Here is a 20,942-nt window from a genome sequence, read left to right as displayed (position 1 = left end):
TCTTACCTTCTCCCCCTTGTGGGAGAAGGGAAGCCGCGCGCTAGCGTCCCAATATTGCCCGCAGGTGGTCCATGATCATGGCGACGCCCTTCTGCCCGAGCTCTGCCGAAGCATCCTTGGCGCTCGCCGTGTACCAGCCGGTATTGTCGGCGAAGTGATTGGCATCGACAGCCTCCGGGCATAGCGCCAGCATCAGCGAGGTCTCGCCAATGCCGGCATGGTCGAACGGGTACTTGCCGTTCATGTCAGCCGACATCAGCGGATGCACCTGCACCCAGTTGAAGAAATTTTCACCCGCCGCGTGTCCTGAATAATAGTCCGCCATCGCCTGCGACCCCCACCAGCCCTCGCCGCGCTCCTTTTCGAGGAAGCGGAAGATCGCCTGGCGGCCGGCGGCCTTGAACGCCAGATCGGTCGGCATGCCGGCGACAAAGTTCTCGGTCTGGTGGTGGATAATGGCGTGGATGTTGCGGAAGCCGATGCGCAACAGGCTGTAGAACAGCTCCTCGCCGAACGGCGCCAGCGCATTGCCGCCGACCTGCACCGAGCCGCTGCCTTCCGGCGGCGCCACCGCATAGCTTGCCGCACCGTAGTAGAAGGGCGGCAGGATGACGACGTCCTTCTCCTTTTCGAACAGCTCCAGCGTCTTGATGACGGCCAGCGTGTCCATGCCGACGGCCATATGCTCGCCATGGTATTCCAGCACGCCGAGCGGCAGAGCGACCGGCCAATTCTCGGCGATCGCCCTGCGGATCTGGTGTGGCAGCATCAGTTCATAGCGCATGATCTATTCCATGTTGGTGTGGCGGGCGCGCATGGCTTCGGGCGACACGCCGGTCAATTCCCTAAGCTTCAGCACCATCACCTCAAACAGCAGGAACAGCGCGCCTTCGAACACCGAGCCCATCGGCAGGACCGATGTTTTTTGCGCCCCCTGATCGTTGGCCATGGTCTGCGCGGGAATGAGCAGCGTGAAGTCGGCAAGCCTTGCCGCGCTGCCTTCGGCCTGGGCGGTCAGCAGGAGATTGGTTGCACCTGCTTGGCGCGCGACCTGCATCAGGGTCAGCACGGTCGAGGTTTCTCCCGGCCCGGAACTGACCAGGAAGACATCGCCCTGCCCCAGCGGCGGCGTGTTCATGTCGCCGACCACGGAAACCGGCAGGCCCAAATGGTAGAGCCGCATGGCAAAACCCTTGACCTGCAAGGCCTCGCGGCCGCAGCCATAGACGACGATCTGTCGCGCGCCGGCTAGCGTTTTGCAGGCGGCGTCGATCCGGCTTTCGTCGATGCGTGCCAGCACGCCACCCAGCTCCTCAAGTGAGGTCTCGAACAGGCTTTTGCTCTTGTCGCTCACCGCAAACCCGCCATTGAAAAATCACCCTGGTATTTGCCGCTCTTGCTGCCACGAACAGCTTGATTTCGTTCATGCTAGCAACCGCGAAAATGCGTGTCCAACGCGCAGCTATGCTTTTGCCTGATCACAGGCGTGATAGTGTCATGTCAGACAAATCAGGCGAGGCAAACAGCAGGATATGAAGACACGGCATTTCGACCGCATCGGCAATGGCGGCATCAGTTTCACCGAGCTCGGCTTCGGCGCGGCGCCGCTCGGCAATCTCTACCGTGCCGTCTCCGACGAGGACGCCAACGCTACGCTGGAGGCCGCCTGGGCGACCGGCTGCCGCTACTACGACACCGCGCCGCTCTATGGGCTCGGCCTCTCGGAAACGCGGCTCAACCCGTTCCTGCGCGGCAAGAAGCGCGACGACTATGTGCTGTCGAGCAAGGTCGGCCGCATCATGCGTGCCTGCCCGCCCGAAGAGCGCACCGGCATCGGCAAGTTCTTCGACACGCCATCACGCCGCGAGGTGTACGACTACAGCTATGACGGTGTCATGCGCTCGTTCGAAGCCTCGCTTGAGCGCCTCGGCGTCGACCGGATCGACATCCTCTTCGTGCACGATGTCGACATCTTCACGCATGGCAGCAAGGAAGCCTCCGACCGGCGCATCGAGGAGTTCATGCGCTCGGGCTATTACGGCCTGCTGTCGCTGCGCGACCAGGGCGTGATCAAGGCGTTCGGCGGCGGCATCAATGAGTGGCAGGTCGCGCAGACGCTGGCTGAGCGCGGCGACTTCGATCTGTTCCTGCTGGCCGGGCGCTATACGCTCTTGGAACAGGAGGCGCTGACGTCCTTCCTGCCGCTCTGCCAGGCACGCGGCATCGGCATCGTTCTCGGCGGACCCTACAACTCCGGCATCCTCGCAACAGGGCCGAAGCCCGGAGCCTACTACAACTACTCCGAAGCGCCGAAGGACATACTCGACCGGGTCGCCGGGATCGAGAACGTCTGCAAGCGTCATGGTGTCAGGCTGATCGAGGCCGCCCTGCAATTCCCGCTGCTGCATCCTTCAGTCGTTTCGGTGATCCCCGGTGGCCAACGGCCGAGCGAAGTCGAGAGCAATCGCTCGCTGCTCGATGCGAAACTGCCCGCAGCACTTTGGGCGGATCTCAAGGAGGAAGGTCTTATGCGCACTGATGCGCCGACCGCATAAGCCGGCCGCGTCGCGTCAGCGTCGGGCACCAAAATGAAAAGCCGGGCAAGCCCGGCTTTTCTGGTCGCATGAACCGGCGTAGGGCACCAAAATGAAAAGCCGGGCAAGCCCGGCTTTTCTGAGGTCTCTGAAAAGAAAAAACGCTTAGTTGACTGCGTCCTTGAGGCCTTTGCCGGCCGAGAACTTCGGCACGGTACGCGCCGGGATCTTCACTTCGGCGCCGGTCTGAGGATTGCGGCCGGTCGAGGCGGCACGCTTTGACACGGTGAAATTGCCAAAGCCGACAAGCCGGACATCGCCGCCCTTCTTCAGTTCGCCGGTGATCACGGAAAATACCGCATCGACCGCCGACTGCGCGTCACCCTTCGAAATGCTCGCGGCGTCGGCGACAGCGGACACCAGTTCGTTCTTGTTCATAAAAATTCCCTTCCATGAGAACACCGGAACTATCGACTCATCCGGCAGGAAACGGACTTTAGAAAGAAGCGCTCCCGCAACCAAGTCGAAAAGGCAGGAAAAAAGCGGAAAAAGCCCGGAATTCCGGGGTTTTTCACATGAAAAAGCCGGGCGTCAGGCCCGGCTCTCCGTTTGTGCGCTGCAACCTCGACGAAAACCAACGCATGGCCCCGAAAACCGTAGCCGGTTTGCGGCAAGGGCCATGCGCAAGTCTGGGCGTTAGAGCGTCCTTTGTGCGTCCAGATGGACGCCCGGCGCTCTAATGCGCCAGGGACTTTCCAGCGTCGTCGGCACTGTCTGTCGCAGCCGGCGGATTGACCGGCTCGACCCATTCGATCGGCTCCGGCATACGCACCAGCGCGTGGCGCAACACCTCGCCGACACGTGAGACCGGAATGATCTCCATGCCGTTCTTCACATTGTCCGGAATCTCCGCCAGGTCCTTGGCATTGTCTTCCGGGATCAGCACCTTCTTGATGCCGCCGCGCAGTGCGGCGAGCAGCTTCTCCTTGAGCCCGCCGATCGGCAGGATGCGGCCGCGAAGCGTTATCTCGCCGGTCATCGCCACATCCGCCCGGACCGGAATACCCGTCAGTACCGATACAATGGCTGTCGCCATGGCAGCACCTGCAGACGGGCCGTCCTTCGGCGTGGCGCCTTCCGGCAAGTGCACGTGGATGTCGCGCTTGTCGAACAGCGGCGGCTCGATGCCGAAATCGACGGCGCGCGAGCGGACATAGGAGGCCGCCGCCGAAATCGATTCCTTCATCACGTCGCGCAAATTGCCGGTCACCGTCATGCGGCCCTTGCCGGGCATCATGACGCCTTCGACCGTCAGCAGCTCGCCGCCGACTTCCGTCCAGGCGAGTCCGGTAACGACACCGACCTGATCGTCAGCCTCGACCTGACCGAAGCGGAAGCGTTCAACACCGAGGTAATCGGCGAGGTTCGCCGCCGTGATGTTCACCGTCTTCTTCTTCGTCTTCAGGATCTCGGTCACCGCCTTGCGCCCGAGCTTCATCAGCTCGCGCTCCAGGCTTCTGACGCCCGCTTCACGGGTGTAGGTCTGGACGATGGCGCGGATCGCGTCCTCACCGACGGAAAACTCCTTCGGCTGCAGCGCGTGATCGCGGATCACCTTAGGCATCAGGTGCCGCTTGGCGATCTCGATCTTCTCGTCCTCGGTGTAGCCGGCGATACGGATGATCTCCATGCGGTCCATCAAGGGCGCCGGGATGTTCAGCGTGTTCGCCGTCGTCACGAACATGACGCTCGACAGATCGTATTCGACCTCGAGGTAGTGGTCCATGAACGTCGAGTTCTGTTCCGGATCGAGGACCTCGAGCAACGCCGATGACGGATCGCCACGGAAGTCCTGGCCCATCTTGTCGATCTCGTCGAGCAGGAAGAGCGGGTTGGACTTCTTGGCCTTCTTCATCGACTGGATGACCTTGCCGGGCATCGAGCCGATATAGGTGCGCCGGTGGCCACGGATCTCGGCCTCGTCACGCACGCCGCCCAGCGCCATGCGGATGAACTCGCGTCCAGTCGCCTTGGCGATCGACTTGCCGAGCGAGGTCTTGCCGACACCGGGAGGGCCGACGAGGCACAGGATCGGCCCCTTCAGCTTCTTCTGGCGGCTTTGCACGGCGAGATACTCGACGATGCGCTCCTTGACCTTGTCGAGGCCGAAATGGTCGGTATCGAGCACGTTCTGCGCGAAAGCCAGGTCCTGCTTGACCTTGGAGTTCTTGCCCCACGGGATAGACAGGATCCAGTCGAGATAGTTGCGCACGACCGTCGATTCAGCCGACATCGGCGACATCGTCCGGAGCTTCTTCAACTCGGCTTCCGCCTTTTCGCGGGCCTCCTTGGAGAGCTTGGTCTTCTTGATGCGCGCCTCTATCTCGGCGGCCTCGTCGCGGCCGTCCTCGCCTTCGCCGAGTTCCTTCTGGATCGCCTTCATCTGCTCGTTCAGGTAGTACTCGCGCTGCGTCTTCTCCATCTGGCGCTTGACACGCGAGCGGATGCGCTTCTCCACCTGCAGGACGGAGATTTCGGCTTCCATGAAGCCCATCGCCTTTTCCAGCCGCTCCTTGACCGAAAGCGTGGCCAGCATCTCCTGCTTCTCGGGGATCTTGATGGCGAGATGCGAGGCAACCGTGTCGGCGAGCTTGGAGTAGTCGTCGATCTGGCTGGCAGCACCCACCACTTCGGGCGAGATCTTCTTGTTCAGCTTGACGTAATTCTCGAAATCGGTGACGACCGAACGCGCCAGCGCCTCAACCTCGACCTCTTCCTCTTCCGGCTCGACCAGCGCCGCGGCGCGGGCCTCGTGGAAATCGGGACGGTCGGTGAACGAGACGATTTTCGCACGCGAGGCGCCCTCGACCAGAACCTTGACGGTGCCGTCGGGCAGCTTGAGCAATTGCAGCACATTGGCGAGCGTGCCGATGTCGAAAATGGCATCGGGCTCGGGATCGTCATCAGCGGCATTCATCTGGGTGGCAAGCAGGATCTGCTTTTCCTGACCCATCACCTCTTCCAGCGCCTTGATCGACTTCTCACGCCCGACGAAGAGCGGAACGATCATGTGCGGGAACACCACGATGTCGCGCAGTGGGAGAACTGCGAAGACGCCGTCGCTGGGTGCCTTGGATACTTTGGCCATTGTCCAACCTTTCATGTCGCGGCCGCTAATTGAGCCAACCGCGAATCTTATATTAACGACCGGGGATCGTTCCGCCTACCACCGTTTGTGACGGGAGTTTTACAGCACAGAAATCGGGCACCTCGGCCTTCTCCAGTTAGTTGGATGCACGACCCCCAAAGATCAAGGGGCGTGTCCAAATCCGCACTCCCAACCCGTCCGCGAGTGACACATTTGCGACGCCAGCCCGTACGCCGCGCAAAACCGCTGTGCGACAGCAAAACGGCGCCTTGCGGCGCCGTTTCAGAATTTCGCTGCGGGCTCATGTCAGGCGCTGACATTGCCCTTCTTTTCCTTCTGCTCGGAGTAGATGTAGAGCGGCCGGGCACTGCCGGTCACCACCTCCTCCGAAATCACCACTTCGCGCACGCCTTCGAGTGCGGGAAGCTCGAACATCGTGTCGAGCAGGATCGCCTCCATGATCGAACGCAGGCCGCGCGCGCCGGTCTTGCGCTCAATAGCGCGCTTGGCGATCGCCGAAAGAGCGTTCTCATGGAAGGTCAGGTCGACATTTTCCATCTCGAACAGCCGCTGATACTGCTTGACCAGCGCGTTCTTCGGCTCGGTCAGGATCTGGATCAGCGCCGGTTCGTCGAGATCTTCCAGCGTCGCCAGGACCGGCAGACGGCCGACAAACTCAGGGATAAGACCGAACTTCAACAGGTCCTCGGGCTCGACCAGGCGGAAAACATCGCCAGTGCGGCGATCCTCCGGCGAAGCGACGACCGCGCCGAAGCCGATCGACGTCTTGCGGCCGCGATCCGAGATGATCTTGTCCAGCCCGGCGAAGGCGCCGCCGCAGATGAACAGGATGTTGGCTGTATCGACCTGCAGGAATTCCTGCTGCGGGTGCTTCCTGCCGCCCTGTGGCGGCACGGAGGCGACGGTGCCTTCCATGATCTTCAAGAGCGCCTGCTGCACACCCTCGCCCGACACGTCGCGGGTGATCGAGGGATTGTCCGACTTGCGCGAAATCTTGTCGATTTCGTCGATGTAGACGATGCCGCGCTGGGCGCGCTCGACATTGTAGTCGGCCGACTGCAACAGCTTCAGGATGATGTTTTCGACGTCCTCGCCGACATAGCCGGCTTCGGTCAGCGTCGTCGCGTCAGCCATGGTGAACGGCACGTCGATGATGCGGGCCAGCGTCTGCGCGAGCAGCGTCTTGCCGCAACCGGTCGGGCCGATCAAAAGGATGTTGGACTTCGCCAGTTCGACATCGTTGTTCTTGCCGGCATGCGCGAGGCGCTTGTAGTGATTGTGGACCGCCACCGACAGCACGCGCTTGGCGTAGGGCTGACCGATGACATAGTCGTCGAGAACCTTGAGGATCTCCTGCGGTGTCGGCACGCCTTCGCGCGACTTCACCATCGAGGTCTTGTTCTCTTCACGGATGATGTCCATGCAGAGCTCGACGCACTCGTCGCAGATGAAGACCGTCGGACCGGCGATCAGCTTGCGCACTTCGTGCTGGCTTTTGCCGCAAAACGAGCAGTAAAGCGTGTTCTTGGAATCGCCGCTGTTGTTGCCGACCTTGCTCATTTTCATGTCCTTTCATGGCCGCCCGCCGATGGTCTGGCTGAAAGGGCGCATACTCTATCTATCGCGGGAATCCGCCGCCGCCAGTGTGTCCCGGCTCCCGCAACGCATTCCGTACGAAACACAAATCAGAAAACGTGGCAATGATTCGCGACAACCCCGCATAAAGCTAAGCCGCCGAAACTCAACATAGCCTTAACGTAGGCAATCCTGTCCCCCGAGGGAACAGCCAATTGTGGCCGAAATGCCGCAAGACGCGCCAAAAGCGCGTGATGGTGCCATCCAACTGCCAACTTGCCTTTATGCCAGCGCCCCTTCGGCCGCCTCGCGCGACGAAATGACCTTGTCGATGAGGCCGAAATCCTTGGCTTCGTCGGCGGTCATGAAATGATCGCGGTCGAGCGTTTTCTCGATCTCTTCATAGCTCTTGCCGGTGTGCTTGACGTAGACCTCGTTGAGGCGACGCTTCAGCTTGATGATATCCAGGGCATGGCGCTCGATGTCGGACGCCTGGCCCTGAAAGCCGCCGGAAGGCTGGTGAACCATGATGCGGGCGTTCGGCGTGGCAAAGCGCATGTCCTTGTGACCGGCAGTCAGGAGCAGCGAACCCATCGAAGCCGCCTGGCCGATGCAGAGCGTCGACACGGCCGGCTTGATGAACTGCATGGTGTCGTAGATCGCCATGCCCGAGGTGACGACGCCGCCCGGCGAATTGATGTAGAGGTTGATTTCCTTCTTCGGATTCTCAGCTTCGAGGAACAAAAGCTGCGCGCAGACCAGCGTCGCCATGCCGTCCTCGACCGGACCGGTGATGAAAATGATGCGCTCCTTGAGGAGGCGCGAGAAAATGTCGTAGGCCCGCTCGCCGCGATTGGTCTGTTCGACCACCATCGGAACGAGGTTCATGTAGGTTTCGACGGGGTTCTTCATCAGGTATCTCTTATCTCGCGGTGGGATTCCGGCGCCGGGAATGCCGGCAGATCGGGCAGAATCGGTTCTGGATCGGTATTCCGTAAATAGGATGCCGGCTCGTCCTTGTGCAAGGCCGACCCCTCCTAGCCATCTGGGTAAGTCGAATCAAGCTTTCTGACCAAGGATTCGCGGCGGCGGATGCTTCCGCGGGTCCGGAGCCGCATCGCCGGCCCCGCAACGTAGCAGTTTCTTAACCGCGTCACTTAACGAAATGCGCCGAAACCGCTTTTTTCCGAGACGGCTTCCTCTACAATTCAACGTTGAACTTATGCATAGAGTTCAACAGGGGGAGTGCCATGCCCGGGAAAACCGCATGCTTCACCATTGCCGGCCTGACCGTGCTCGGCACGATTTCGCAGACGGCGGCCGGCGGCCGCGCCGTCGAATGCTATGAACCCGTCCGCAGTCCGGCCGTCTATGACACGGTCTATGAAGACGTGATGATCAGTCCGCCCGGTCAGCAGGTCGACTATATCGCCCCTATCTTTGGCACGCGCGAGCGCGTCGTGATGACCGTTCCGGCGCAAGTGACCTACCAGATCGTACCGGCCGTCACCCGCACCGTCTACCGTACGGTCCGGGTCGATGGCGGCGGCTATTCCTGGGAATGGCGCGTCATCCATGGCCGCAAGGTGCTGTGCAAGGTATGGCACAAGGCGCGCTACGAACGCGTCGCAGAGACCATCGTGATCCAGCCCGAACGCACGCGGCGCGTCGTCATTCCCGCACAATATGACAGCATCGCCGAGGAGGTGCTGGTGCGGCCGGAACAAAGGCGCGTCATCGATGTCCCCGCCTCCTACCAGACCGTCGCGCGTCGTGTGTTGGTCCGGGAAGGCTCATCCAGTTGGCGGCGGGTGCATATTCCCAGGCATTGCCAGGATTAGCGCGCATGGCGTAACCTGCGTCGCAGCGGATCTCCGTTGGGCTGAGGGCATGCGCGACCTGGAAATTTCCAATCAGGAATTGTCAGACCTTGCCGAAGAAGCCTTGGCGCTTGCCAAAGCTTATTGGGCCTCCCTCGAGGAACGTCGGACGTATCCCACGACCAGCGGCAAACAGACGACGGAACTCTTCTCGCGGCCTTGGCAGGAGAGCGGTCGTGGTCGGGAAGTCTTGCAGGATTTCAAGTCGATAGCGGAGCATGTGCGGCCTTCAACCGGCAGGTTCTTCGGTTATGTCGTCGGCTCCGGCGAACCGATCGGCGCGCTGGGGGAATTGCTGGCTGCGGTGCTCAATCAGAATGTGACGTCGTGGCGCTCGGCACCGGCTGCGACATCGATCGAACGCGCCGTCGTCGAATGGTTGGCGGAGGCTGTCGGTTGCCCCGGATTTACAGGCAGCCTGTGCGGCGGCGGCTCGACGGCGAACCTCATGGCCCTGGCGATGGCGCGGGAAGCGAAGCTGCCAGCCAACGAAACAGGCGTGCGACCGTGCGTGATCTATGCTTCCGAGCAAGTGCACATGTCCATTCCCAAGGCCGTCGCGCTGTTGGGGATCGGTAGAAAAAATCTCCGTTTGATCCCTGTCGACGACAAATTCAGGATGCGGACGGATGCCCTCCAGGCGGCTATTGCCGCCGACCGCGCCATCGGCAACATGCCCATCGCCATCGTGGCCACGGTCGGCACCATCATCTCCGGTGCGATCGATCCCCTTCCCGAAATCGCAGACATTGCCCGTAGGGAAGCGTTGTGGATGCATGTCGATGGGGCCTATGGGGGACTGGCGGCGCTGGCCGTCCCGGAAAAGTTCCAGGGACTGTCTTTGGCGGATTCGCTGTCGCTCGATGCGCACAAATGGCTCTATCAGCCACTCGATTGCGGCTGCCTGCTCAATCGCCACCCAGACATTGCGCGCACGACTTTCTCGCACAGCGACGACTACGTCAGGATATTGAGCGAAGACCCAACGGAAGCATTTGCATTCTTTGAAGAGTCGATCGAACTGTCTCGGCGCTTCCGTGCGCTGAAGCTCTGGATGTCGCTGCAGTATCACGGGCGCCGTGCCTATCGCGAAGCCATCGCGCGCGATCTCTACCATGCCCAGATGCTGGCACAGGCAATCGCTTCACAGCCGGAGCTTGAGCAGCTTGCGCCGGTATCGCTAAGCGCGGTCTGTTTCCGTCACCGCTCTAAGGACAATGAAGCGATCCTGCGCCGTGTGATCGCGCGCGGCCGCGTGTATCTGTCGAATGCAACGATCAACGGTCAATTCGCGCTGCGGGCGTGTTTCGTCAATCACAGGACGACCTTGGATGACGTTCGGGCGATTGTGTCCGAAGTCATTGCCGCCGCAGACGAACTCAATCATTGAACCGCTGCGGATTTGGCCTCGTGTTTCAGGCGACCTCCGCCCGCAGCCATGCCTTCAGACCGGCGATATCCCCATCGCCGACAGCAGCGGCAACGCGCCTGCCGACCGCCGCGCCGAACTTGTAGCCGTGGCCGGAGCATGCCGAGACAACAAGGCATTTGCCCTTTCCATGCGCCATGAATTTTTCGTCTGATGTGAAAGTGTAGGCGCAGGTGACGACCTCGGTCACGCGATACTCCGCGATGCGGGCGATCGGCGGCGAAAACAGGTTGCGGATCGCCTCGCCCTCGCCCGCCACCGGCTGACGGTTCCAGTCGGCGTCGCTGGTCGGCACCCTGTGCAGCCCGGAACCGAATTTCATGCCGGCGCCGCCGGAGGGCGGGATCACATAGCCGTCGATCGCGCCGCCGACATCGAGCACGACCGGTGCCGCCTGCCAGGCCGCCTTGAGGTCGGCCGGCGGTTCGACATAGGCAAGTGCGGTTCGATAGGTCTTCAATTCTCCGTCCAGTTCCGGAAACAGTTTTAGCACCCAGGCGCCTGCGGCGACGACGATGCGGTCGGCCTGCATCGTCTCGCCGCTTTCGAGCACGATGTGGCCGGCTTCGGCGTCGACCTCGACGACCTTGCTGTTTTCGTAGACATTGGCGCCGTTGGCGCGCAGCCACTTTGCCAGGCCGGACGCGATCTTGCGGCAATGCAGGGCGCCGCCTTCGGTCGAGAAATAGGCGTAGCGAAACGACCCGGCTTCCAGAAACGGCCAGCGTTTCACGGCTGCATCGGGCTCCAGCAGTTCGAACGGAAAATTGCCTTCTTCCAGGCCCTCGCGATATTCCTCGGCCTCGTCGCCGGGCTCGCGCGAAATGCAGACAAATCCTCTGGGATCGAGATGGTTTTCGCCGAGGTCGGCCCACATCTCGTCCCAGGCCTGGTAGGCTTCGGTGATCAGCCGGCCGTAGCCGGTCCCCGCGCGGTAAGCGCGGCGGATGATGCGGTGGTGGTCGCCCGAGGCGGCCAACGGGTTTGGGATCGGCCCCTGCTCGACGATCGAAACGCTGTGACCCGCCTTGACCAGCGACCACGCGGTCGAGAGGCCGGCAATACCCGCACCGACAACGATCACCTTCATCAAATCAGACTTTCCGCAGCCGGTCGGCTGGCTCAACGTATTGGATTGCGGGCGCCAACATACGGTCTGGAACCAGGCTGGCAAGCCGCGCTATTGGTCTGGCATGAGCAAATTGACGCCACCTGCCCTGGCCTTTGATCCAGCCACGCGACATCTGCGGCTCGACCCGCACGAGCCGGCTTTTTTTCAAAACCCTTATGATGCCTATGCTTTCCTCCACGGCCTATCGAATGCATTCTTCTGGGAAGAATTCGGCTTCTGGTGCTTTGGCGGCTTCGACGACGTCAACCGGCTGCTGCGCGACCGCCGTTTCGGCCGCCAGAATCCGGCCGGCATTCCAGACAGTCGCGGTATCGGACAGGACCGCAGCCATCTCAGGGCTTTCGACGGCGTCGAAGCCAATTCGATGCTGGAACTGGAGCCGCCGGTGCACACGCGGCTGAGAACACTGGTCAACCGCGCCTTCGTCTCGCGTCAGGTCGAACGGCTGCGGCCGCGTGTCGAGGCTTTGGCCAACGAGCTGATCGACCGTTTCGAACCAGGCAAGACGGTCGACCTGTTGCCTGCCTTCGCGGCGCCCTTGCCGATCACCATCATTGCCGAAATGCTCGGTGTGCCGGTCGACATGGGGCCGCAACTGCTCGACTGGTCGCACCAGATGGTTGCCATGTACATGCATGGCCGCACGCGCGCGATCGAAGAGACGGCCAACCGAGCCGCGGGCGAATTTGCCGATTTCCTGCGTTTCCATGTCACCGAGCGACGCAAGAACCCTGGCGACGACCTGCTGTCGCTGCTGATCTCGGCGCAGGAGGACGGCAAAAAGCTGTCGGAGGACGAGATGGTGTCCTCGGCGATCCTGCTGCTCAATGCCGGTCATGAAGCGACAGTGCATCAGACCGGCAACGCTGTCCGTGCGATCCTTATGCAAGGCGGCGATGTCAGCCGCTTCTTCGGCTCACCCGAAGCGACCGCGGCAACGGTCGAGGAATGCCTGCGCTTCGACGCGCCGCTGCACATGTTCACGCGCTACGCTTATCAGGAGATCGAAGTCGCGCCTGGCATTGTCGTGCAGCCGGGCCAGACGATCGGGCTGATGCTGGGCATGGCCAATCATGACCCGCGCGCCTTCGCCGAACCGCAAGCTTTCCGGCCCGATCGTCCGGACCAGAAGAACGTGTCATTCGGCGCCGGCATCCATTTCTGCATCGGCGCGCCGCTGGCCAGGCTAGAATTGCAGGTGTCGCTGAAAACCCTGTTCGAACGGCACCCGAAGCTGCATCTTGCCGAAAGGCCAAGCTTCCGCGACACTTACCACTTCCATGGGCTGGAAAGGCTCGCCGTCGGCTTTTGACGAAGCGCGGATTTGGTCGCCGGCCTATTCCAGCCATAGCGCCAGCAGCAACCACAAGGTCGGCTCACCGGACCGCCCACGATGCCCTTCCACGACAAGGCACCGGAAGCTGTCTCAGCCAGTTCCAGCGAAATAGTCATACGCAGGCAGCACAAGCTTGGGGGAGAGCCTGAAGGCCGTTGCTGGCAGCCCCTGTCGATCCATGCCAAATCGCAAGATCGGTCGAGCGCGATATATTCGGAAAGGCCTAACTGGTGTCGTCACGGAGAAAGAGACGTTGAAGGCCGCACTTGAAAACTACCCAGCCCGAATGCAGCGGGTGCTAGACCATATAGACCAGCATCTGGATGACGATCTGGGGCTGGAGGCGTTGAGCGGTGTCGCGGCGTTCTCGAAATATCATTTCCACCGGCAGTTCACGTCCACCTTCGGGGTGTCCGTGCATCGCTATGTCCAGCTCGCCCGCATGAAGCGTGCTTCGTACAGACTTGCCGAAAGTGACGCCCAAAGCGTCACCGACATAGCCATGGATGCCGGTTACGACGCGCCGGATGCCTTCGCCCGCGCCTTTCGGCAACGGTTCGGACAATCGCCGTCGTCGTTCCGGAAGTCTCCCGACTGGGGGTCGTGGCTCATGGCCTTCGGGCCCCTCGAAAAAGCAAGGAACACGCTTATGCAGATAATCTTTGAACACGACGACGTGACGATCCGCGATGTGCCCCCGACGCCGGTGGCGATCATGGAGCACCGCGGAGACCGGGCGACGCTCCAGGACACCATCCAGCGGTTCATCGCCTGGCGTAAGGCGGCGGGCTTGTCGCCCGAGACAAGCCCGACCTTCAACGTCTTCCGTTCCGAAAGGGAGCCCGCGGTCCCGGCTGACTACAGCATGGACATTTGTGCCGGGACAGACCGGCCGATCGAGGCGAATGACGGGCAGATGAAGGCTGGCGTGATCCCCGGCGGGCGCTGCGCGGTGCTGCGCTACCCTGGCAATACCAACAATCTCGAACCCGCAGCACTTTATCTTTATCGTGAATGGCTTCCGGCCAGCGGCGAGGAAGCACGCGACTTTCCGATCTATTGCCAACGACATCTGTCCCACTTCCCGGAGGGCCCGCTACGCGAAGTGGTCGTTGAACTCTTTCTGCCTCTGAAATAGCTCGGCAGGACAGCGGTTTGTCCCCCCGATCGCGAGCATCATGGCGACGCGAGATCAAAGCTTGATCACATACTCCTTGCGAGTCGTTTCAAGCACTTCCCAGCTGCCCTTGAAGCCGGGCTTCAGCACAAAGCTGTCGCCGGTCTTGACGGTGCGCGCTTGCCCACCGTCCTCCGCGATCACCGAAACGCCGGACAGGATGTGGCAGAACTCCCACTCGTCATAGACGATGCGCCATTTGCCCGGGGTCGATTCCCATATGCCGGCATAGAGGCCGCCGTCGCGCTCCTCGACATTCCAGGTGCGGAATTTGGGATCGCCCGAGATCAGCCGGTCGGGCGCCGGTGCACCCTGTTCGGCGTCGACAGCGTCGACGCCGATGGAAAGAAAGTTTGACTCGCTCATGATCGATCAGACCTTGGCTAGCGCCTGTTCGAGGTCGGCGACGATGTCGTTGACGTCCTCGATGCCGATCGAAAGCCGCACCGTGTCCGGTCCTGCGCCGGCCTTGACCTTCTGCTCGTCGGAAAGCTGGCGGTGCGTGGTCGAGGCCGGGTGGATGACCAGCGACTTGGTGTCGCCGACATTGGCGAGGTGCGAGAACAGCTCGAGCGCCTCGACGAATTTGACGCCCGCGTCATAGCCGCCCTTCAGCGCGAAGGTGAACACGGCGCCGGCGCCAAGTGGTGAGTACTTCTTCTGCAGCGCGTTGTTCTTGTCTGAGGGCAGGCCGGGGTAATTCACCGATGCGACCTTGGGGTGGTTGGACAGCCAGGCGGCAACGGTGACGGCATTGTCGCAGTGGCGCTGCATGCGCAGCGGCAGGGTTTCCAGGCCGGTCAGGATGAGGAAGGCGTTGAACGGGGAGATCGCCGGGCCGAGATCGCGCAGGCCGAGCACGCGCGCGGCAATGGCGAAGGCGAAATTGCCGAAGGTTTCGTGCAGGACAAGACCACCATATTCGGGGCGCGGTTCCGACAGCATCGGGTATTTGCCCGATTTCGACCAGTCGAAGGTGCCGCCGTCGACGATGGCGCCGCCGATCGAATTGCCGTGACCGCCGATGAATTTGGTCAGCGAATGGACGACGATGTCGGCGCCATGCTCGATCGGCCGGATGAGGTAGGGCGAGGCCAGTGTGTTGTCGACGATCAGCGGCAGGCCGTGCTTGCGCGCGATGTCGCCGATCTTCTCGATATCGACGAAGGTGCCGCCCGGATTGGCGAGGCTCTCGATGAAGATCGCCTTGGTCCTGTCGTCGATCTGGCTCTCGAAGGTCGAGATGTCATTGGTGTCGGCCCAGCGCACCTCCCAGCCATAATTCTTGAAGGCATGGCCGAACTGGTTGATCGAACCGCCGTAAAGCTTGTTGGCGGCAACGAAATTGTCGCCCGGCTGCATCAGATTGTGGAACACGATCACCTGCGCGGCATGGCCGGAGGCGACCGCGAGTGCCGCCGTGCCGCCTTCGAGGGCCGCCATGCGCTCTTCCAGCACTGCCTGGGTCGGGTTCATGATGCGGGTGTAGATGTTGCCGAAGGCCTTCAGCCCGAACAGCGAGGCGGCATGGTCGGCGTCGTCGAAGACGAAGGAGGTCGTCTGGTAGATCGGCGTGGCGCGCGCGCCGGTCGCCGGATCGGGCTTGGCACCGGCGTGGACGGCGAGCGTGTTGAAACCTGGCGTGCGGGTCACTGAAAACCTCCCTTTTGAAACTCTTGAAATCGCCGGGCATTCTTGGCGAAGCATGAGCGCGAATGCAAAGAAGAAAATACCCTTCGGCTAGCGATCTGCGGCCGAGGCCCGAGAAAATGCGCTGGCCTAAGGAATAATTTTGCGCCTAAGGCGCATCGCGCGTCAGGCCTTGCTTTTGGTGCACGTCGTTATCCCAAAACCGCTGCGCACTTTTGAGCGACGTGCACTACTTCTGCCGCACGCCAAAACTCTGGAATCCCGACCGCATCAGCGGCTTCTTCGACGACAGCACGCCGGAATTGACGCCGGTCCAACCGATCTCGCCGGACAGCTTGCCATATTCGATCTTGGGGCAGCGGTTCATCACCACCTTGATGCCGGCGGCCTCGGCGCGCGCGGCTGCTTCGTCATGGCGCACGCCAAGCTGCATCCAGATCACTTTCGGCAAGGGATCGAGCCGCAACGCCTCGTCGACGATGCCGGGCACCGCCGCCGGCGCGCGAAAGATGTCGACCATGTCGATCGGCTCCGGAATATCGGCGAGCCTCGCATAGGTCATCCGGCCGAGGATCTCCTTGCCGGCCTGGCCAGGATTGATCGGAAACACCGAAAATCCCTTGGCCAGCAGATATTTCAGCACGAAATAGCTTGGCCGCACATCATTGGCGGACGCGCCGACCATGGCGATGGTCTTCACCGAATTGAGGATGCCGGCAATGTAAGTGTTGTCGTAGCTATCGTGGTTCATGCGGCTTCCTGCGGTAGTGGTATCGGTAAAGTTCACGGCTGAACCCAAGCGAGGCGTAGAGGGCGCGAGCCGGCGTGTTGTCGGCCACCACCTGCAGGCATGCAGCTGACGCACCCGTTTGTCGTGCCCAGTCGATCAGGACGCCCACCGTCTTGCGGCCCAGGCCTTGCTGCCTGAAACGGCCGTCGGTTTCAACCGATTCCACCACAAGCAGCCCATTGCGGATGACGCCATAGGCCAAGGCGGCAATTTCGCTGTCTCGTGTACAGGACACGAACGCCCGGTCGCCGACGATCAGTCCGGTCATCTCGCGAAAGACGCGGCGATCGATGTCGTCATAAGCCTCCATGCGGAAGCGCGCCGCGAGCCAGTCTTCGCCTGGCACAGGCGAAACAGCGACCCGCTCGTCGCGGACTTCAGCCAGATCGCCGATCCCGGCATGGAGATGGATCGTCCCGCCTTCCGGCTGGTAGCCGCGATGGTCGAGTGCGGTTTCGAGCTCGGCGGCGATATCAGGCACTCGGAACATCGGCGCCTGACCGTGGCCGACGTAGAAGGACTCTGCGGCGTCGATCACTTTGTCGGGCGCGCCACGCTCGCCGCGCAAGGGATTGGCCGAATTGGTACGCCGGATCCGTCCGCCCGATCGCCGCAGAAGCCAGCCATCAACCAACGTCTCGGTCGCCGCCGGCCAGCCTTCGCGGCACGCCTGCTCGACGCGCCAGTTGAGGTCATCATCGCCGGCGCTCACGCGTCATCCTCCCGCAGCGCTTCCTCCATAAAGGCCTGCGGATCGGTGCAGAAGTCGCGCATCATGCGAAAATGATCGGTATCGCTGAAATCCGTGGGATCGAGCCCGAACCGGCTGATGCGGAACAGCCGCGCGCCAGGACAAGCCATCAGCAGCGGCGAATGCGTCGCCATGATCACTTGCGCGGTGCCCGACTGGTCCATGCGCCGCAGCATCTTGAGCAGCTCGATCTGTCGCGTCGGCGACAGTGCGCTTTCGGGTTCGTCGAGGATGTAGATGCCTTGCCTGCGGCAGCGCTCCTCGAAAAAACGGATAAAGCCCTCGCCATGCGACCAGGACAGGAAGTCCGGCGGCGGGGGCCTAAAAGGGTCTTCCAGTGCCGCCTGATCGAGATATCGGGCCACGGAGTAGAAGGATTCGGCGCGAAAAAACCAGCCGGCGGTGACTTTCGGCAGCCAGTGACCGCGGAATGCGTTGGCCAGCGCGGCACCACTCTTGTCGATGGCGCTGGAATGGTCGACCGGCCTATATCCCTTGCCGCCACCGGCTTCGTCATAGCCGGCCAGCGCACCGATCGCCTCGAGCAGCGTCGATTTGCCGGTGCCGTTCTCGCCGACGATGATGGTGATCGGCGTGGTGAATTCGAGTTCGAAGTCGTGGCCGCGAAACAGCGGCAGGTTCCATGGATATTTTTCCCAATCCTCGACCCGCACGGCATCGAGCAGGATGCGCTTCAGATAGGGAGCCTTGAGCCGCGTCAGCTGCTTGCGATGGGCCATCAGCCAGGTAGCGAAATCGTGCCGTCTTCCGCGATCGGAAAGGCCGGATTGTGCGCCACTTCCCAGACATGCCCGTCGGCGTCGGCGAAGTAGCCGTACCAGCCGCCCCAGAAGGCGCGGCCGGCCGGCTTGACGATGCGGCCGCCGGCTTTTTCCGCCCTGGCGAGCACGTCGTCGACTTCGGCGTCGGAGCGGGTGTTGTAGGCGAGGTAGACCGCCGATGGCGCCGCGGCGAAGGCGATGCCGGAATCCTCTTCTGCGCTGGCACGTGGGAACAGACCAAGAATGACGCCGCCCATCTGGAAGAAGGCGACACCGTCGGTGATACCGGCATGCCGCTTCAAGCCCATAGCCTCGTAAAAGCGCACCGCGCGGTCCAGATCATCGGTGGCGATGGTAACGATAGAGATTCGCGGCTCCATGGTGCTGCTCCTATTCGTCCGTCCATTCCGGCTTGCGCTTGCCGATGAAGGCGCCGATGCCTTCCTCGGCGTCGCGCGCGAGCATGTTTTCGACCATGATCCGGCCGGTATAGGTGTAAGCATCCGCCAGCCCCATTTCGGCCTGCGAGTAAAACGCCTCCTTGCCCGTCTTGACCACCAAAGATGATTTGGAAGCAATGGTTTGCGCGTATTTGGTGACGATCTGATTCAGGTATTCACGCGGCACGACGCGGTTGACCAGGCCGAATTCCTTGGCGGTTGCCGCATCAATGGTCTCGCCGGTCAACAGCATCTCCATCGCATGCTTGCGCGAGACGTTGCGCGACAGCGCCACCATCGGCGTCGAGCAGAACAGGCCGATGTTGACACCCGGCGTACAGAAGGTCGCCTCATGCGAAGCGATCGCCAGGTCGCAGCTGGCGACCAGTTGCAGCCCGGCGGCGGTGGCCAGGCCGTCAACCTCGGCGATGACAGGCACTGGATGACGCACGATCGCCTGCATCAGCGTCGCACAAGCGGCAAACGTCTCTGCGAAAAAGGCCTTGCCATGATCGGCGTCAGTGCGGCGCGCGGTCATTTCCTTGAGATCATGGCCGGCGCAGAACACCTTGCCGGCAGCCGACAAGACGATGACGCGAACGGCCTTGTCGGCCCTGGCGCGCTCGAGTTCGGCCGTCAGCGCCGCCATCACCGCCAGCGACAGCGCGTTGGCAGGCGGATTGGCGAGTGTGAGGCGCAGCACGCCCTTGTCCAGTTGTGCAACCACCGGACCCTCAACGGCGGCAGGCTTGATGGCAAGGATTTCGGCCATGGATAGGGTTCTCCGCGATTCCGCTGGGGCTGCCAGACTATCTAATACCGGATCAGGTTTCGTCCAACACCGATCGCTTGCGCCAGGGGACGAAGGTTGTCAGAAATGCCGCGCTGCGCTCATACAGGCCTGGCGCAAAGCGAGAGACCAAGACATGCCCGCCCAGACCAACCTCAAGCCCGTGCTGACCGCGCAACAAGTCAATGCGCTGATGGAAACCGTCTATCCGCAGCTCAATGAGCAGTTCAAATATTTCGAGGCGATCGACGTGTTCCCGGGCGGCTGCACCGTGCGGCTCAACGCCGGCGAACGGCATTTGCGTCCCGGCGGCACGGTGTCCGGCCCCTCGCTGTTCACGCTGGCCGACATTGGCGGCTACGTCTGCGTGCTCAGCCATGCCGGGCCGGATGCGCTTTCGGTCACCGTCAACCTCGACATCAATTTCGTGCGCAAGGCCGAGGCAGGACCGATCGACGGCCATTGCCGCATCCTGAAGCTGGGAAAGAGCCTGATGGTGTTCGACATCGACATCGTTGCCGGCCCAGACGGACACACGGTGGCGCATGCCATCGGCACCTATTCGATCCCGCCGAAGCGGAATGGTGATGTGGTAAAATAATACCTTTTGTTCAAGTTATTGTTTTTGCTACATTTTACCTGATATCTACCTTTTCGTTCGCCTTGACGCGGTCACCACCCTCGCCTATAAGCCTCCACGAAGCAGCGGCCCGCAAAGGCCGCCGTTTTGTTATTGGCGGCGGGCAAGCGCCTTTCGCCAATCCAAGCAACAAGAAACGCCTTCTCTTATGAAGGTCAGAACCGAGAGCAGAAAACATGACAACCTTTTCGCAGAAGCCTGCGGATGTGGTGAAGAAGTGGATCCTGATCGACGCCGAAGGTCTCGTCGTCGGTCGTCTGGCCACTGTCATCGCCAATCATCTCCGCGGCAAGCACAAGCCGACCTTCACCCCGCACGTCGACGACGGCGACAACGTCATCGTCATCAATGCCGACAAGGTGGTGTTCACCGGCAAGAAATTCACCGACAAGGTCTATTACTGGCACACCGGCCACCCAGGCGGCATCAAGGAGCGCACCGCGCGCCAGCTGCTCGAGGGTCGTTTCCCCGAGCGTGTCGTCGAGAAGGCCGTTGAGCGCATGGTCCCGCGTGGCCCGCTCGGCCGTCGCCAGATGAAGAACCTGCGCGTCTATGCAGGCGCCGAGCATCCGCATGTCGCCCAGCAGCCCGTCGTGCTCGACGTGGCCAAGCTGAACGCCAAGAACAAGAAGGTCGCATAAGATGGCTGAGCTTTCCTCGCTCGCAGAACTGGGCGCCGCCACCGGCAACACCAATACCCAGCCGGCGGCCCCCGTCCACGTCCAGAAGCTCGACAAGTCGGGCCGCGCCTATGCCACCGGCAAGCGCAAGAACGCCATTGCGCGCGTCTGGGTGAAGCCGGGTTCCGGCAAGATCATCGTCAACGACAAGGAATTCGCGACCTATTTCGCGCGTCCGGTCCTGCAG

Annotated in this window: 22 protein-coding genes; 8 read left to right on the top strand and 14 right to left on the bottom strand. The window is 61.8% G+C overall.

The genetic code is table 11. The features are described from left to right. Positions 1–40: 40 nt before the first annotated feature. A complete protein-coding gene (locus EN884_RS00880; RefSeq protein ID WP_063167792.1) occupies positions 41–784 on the bottom strand; it encodes a creatininase family protein in 744 nt (247 codons plus the stop codon). 3 nt (positions 785–787) lie between these two features. Continuing rightward, positions 788–1,354 (bottom strand): SIS domain-containing protein, encoded by a 567-nt coding sequence (locus EN884_RS00875; protein ID WP_027162393.1) that lies wholly within the window; start codon positions 1,352–1,354, stop codon positions 788–790. Between the two features lie 178 nt (positions 1,355–1,532). Here EN884_RS00875 and EN884_RS00870 point away from each other — a divergent pair, with 178 nt between their 5' ends. Further along, positions 1,533–2,555, top strand: coding sequence for an aldo/keto reductase (locus EN884_RS00870; RefSeq protein ID WP_063167791.1), 1,023 nt, complete (start codon positions 1,533–1,535; stop codon positions 2,553–2,555). Positions 2,556–2,699: 144 nt separating this feature from the next. On the opposite strand, the gene EN884_RS00865 is transcribed toward EN884_RS00870, so the two are convergent. The 4 genes from EN884_RS00865 to clpP all read right to left on the bottom strand — a co-directional run bounded on the left by EN884_RS00865 (position 2,700) and on the right by clpP (position 8,190). Next, a complete protein-coding gene (locus EN884_RS00865; protein WP_006201846.1) occupies positions 2,700–2,972 on the bottom strand; it encodes an HU family DNA-binding protein in 273 nt (90 codons plus the stop codon). A gap of 298 nt (positions 2,973–3,270) precedes the next feature. Further along, positions 3,271–5,682 carry an endopeptidase La gene (gene lon / locus EN884_RS00860; protein WP_013532189.1) on the bottom strand — a complete coding sequence of 804 codons (2,412 nt, stop codon included), beginning with the start codon at positions 5,680–5,682 and terminating at the stop codon, positions 3,271–3,273. Positions 5,683–5,988: 306 nt separating this feature from the next. Continuing rightward, positions 5,989–7,263 carry an ATP-dependent Clp protease ATP-binding subunit ClpX gene (gene clpX, locus EN884_RS00855; RefSeq protein ID WP_013532190.1) on the bottom strand — a complete coding sequence of 425 codons (1,275 nt, stop codon included), beginning with the start codon at positions 7,261–7,263 and terminating at the stop codon, positions 5,989–5,991. Between the two features lie 297 nt (positions 7,264–7,560). Then, the gene (gene clpP / locus EN884_RS00850) at positions 7,561–8,190 is read right to left on the bottom strand and encodes an ATP-dependent Clp endopeptidase proteolytic subunit ClpP (RefSeq protein WP_013532191.1); all 630 of its coding nucleotides are present in this window, start codon (positions 8,188–8,190) and stop codon (positions 7,561–7,563) included. Positions 8,191–8,528: 338 nt separating this feature from the next. Between clpP and EN884_RS00845 the strand changes: the two genes are divergently transcribed. Further along, positions 8,529–9,119 (top strand): hypothetical protein, encoded by a 591-nt coding sequence (locus EN884_RS00845; protein ID WP_063167790.1) that lies wholly within the window; start codon positions 8,529–8,531, stop codon positions 9,117–9,119. Between the two features lie 49 nt (positions 9,120–9,168). After that, entirely contained in the window at positions 9,169–10,548 is a 1,380-nt protein-coding gene (locus tag EN884_RS00840; protein WP_063167789.1) for a pyridoxal-dependent decarboxylase, read from the top strand. 25 nt (positions 10,549–10,573) lie between these two features. Here EN884_RS00840 and EN884_RS00835 read toward each other — a convergent pair whose 3' ends face one another. Then, positions 10,574–11,677 (bottom strand): FAD-dependent oxidoreductase, encoded by a 1,104-nt coding sequence (locus tag EN884_RS00835; RefSeq protein WP_063167788.1) that lies wholly within the window; start codon positions 11,675–11,677, stop codon positions 10,574–10,576. 103 nt (positions 11,678–11,780) lie between these two features. On the opposite strand from EN884_RS00835, the gene EN884_RS00830 reads away from it, so the two are divergent. Then, positions 11,781–13,031: a cytochrome P450 gene (locus EN884_RS00830; protein WP_063170210.1), complete on the top strand. Its 1,251-nt coding sequence runs from the start codon at positions 11,781–11,783 to the stop codon at positions 13,029–13,031. Between the two features lie 277 nt (positions 13,032–13,308). Next, positions 13,309–14,193: an AraC family transcriptional regulator gene (locus EN884_RS00825; RefSeq protein WP_063170209.1), complete on the top strand. Its 885-nt coding sequence runs from the start codon at positions 13,309–13,311 to the stop codon at positions 14,191–14,193. Between the two features lie 54 nt (positions 14,194–14,247). On the opposite strand, the gene EN884_RS00820 is transcribed toward EN884_RS00825, so the two are convergent. From EN884_RS00820 to EN884_RS00790, 7 genes are all read right to left on the bottom strand, one after another. Then, positions 14,248–14,598 carry a cupin domain-containing protein gene (locus EN884_RS00820; protein ID WP_063167787.1) on the bottom strand — a complete coding sequence of 117 codons (351 nt, stop codon included), beginning with the start codon at positions 14,596–14,598 and terminating at the stop codon, positions 14,248–14,250. A 6-nt stretch (positions 14,599–14,604) separates the two neighbouring features. Continuing rightward, positions 14,605–15,885: an O-acetylhomoserine aminocarboxypropyltransferase gene (locus EN884_RS00815; RefSeq protein WP_024504598.1), complete on the bottom strand. Its 1,281-nt coding sequence runs from the start codon at positions 15,883–15,885 to the stop codon at positions 14,605–14,607. Between the two features lie 226 nt (positions 15,886–16,111). Beyond that, on the bottom strand, positions 16,112–16,633 hold the full coding sequence (locus EN884_RS00810) for a CoA-binding protein (protein ID WP_024504599.1): 522 nt from the start codon (positions 16,631–16,633) through the stop codon (positions 16,112–16,114). After that, on the bottom strand, positions 16,620–17,384 hold the full coding sequence (locus EN884_RS00805; protein ID WP_063167786.1) for a GNAT family N-acetyltransferase: 765 nt from the start codon (positions 17,382–17,384) through the stop codon (positions 16,620–16,622). Before EN884_RS00805 ends, EN884_RS00810 begins: the two co-directional genes overlap by 14 nt. Next, positions 17,381–18,163, bottom strand: coding sequence for an AAA family ATPase (locus EN884_RS00800; RefSeq protein ID WP_063167785.1), 783 nt, complete (start codon positions 18,161–18,163; stop codon positions 17,381–17,383). The genes EN884_RS00805 and EN884_RS00800 overlap by 4 nt, the downstream gene beginning before the upstream one ends. After that, a complete protein-coding gene (locus EN884_RS00795; protein WP_013532202.1) occupies positions 18,163–18,585 on the bottom strand; it encodes a VOC family protein in 423 nt (140 codons plus the stop codon). Before EN884_RS00795 ends, EN884_RS00800 begins: the two co-directional genes overlap by 1 nt. Positions 18,586–18,595: 10 nt before the next feature. Then, positions 18,596–19,417 (bottom strand): enoyl-CoA hydratase, encoded by an 822-nt coding sequence (locus EN884_RS00790; RefSeq protein WP_063167784.1) that lies wholly within the window; start codon positions 19,415–19,417, stop codon positions 18,596–18,598. A gap of 154 nt (positions 19,418–19,571) precedes the next feature. Here EN884_RS00790 and EN884_RS00785 point away from each other — a divergent pair, with 154 nt between their 5' ends. The 3 genes from EN884_RS00785 to rpsI form a co-directional block, all read left to right on the top strand. Further along, complete coding sequence (locus tag EN884_RS00785) at positions 19,572–20,036, top strand: PaaI family thioesterase (RefSeq protein WP_063167783.1); 465 nt, start codon at positions 19,572–19,574, stop codon at positions 20,034–20,036. A gap of 215 nt (positions 20,037–20,251) precedes the next feature. Further along, positions 20,252–20,716, top strand: a complete 465-nt coding sequence (gene rplM / locus EN884_RS00780; RefSeq protein ID WP_013532205.1) for a 50S ribosomal protein L13 — start codon at positions 20,252–20,254, stop codon at positions 20,714–20,716. 1 nt (position 20,717) lies between these two features. After that, a partial coding sequence (gene rpsI, locus EN884_RS00775) for a 30S ribosomal protein S9 (protein WP_128360447.1) occupies positions 20,718–20,942 on the top strand: 225 nt, incomplete at its 3' end.

The sequence above is a fragment of the Mesorhizobium sp. M7A.F.Ca.AU.001.01.1.1 genome, assembly GCF_004022735.1.
GTDB classification, from domain to species: domain Bacteria; phylum Pseudomonadota; class Alphaproteobacteria; order Rhizobiales; family Rhizobiaceae; genus Mesorhizobium; species Mesorhizobium ciceri.
This window is presented reverse-complemented; position numbering and strand designations above follow the sequence as displayed.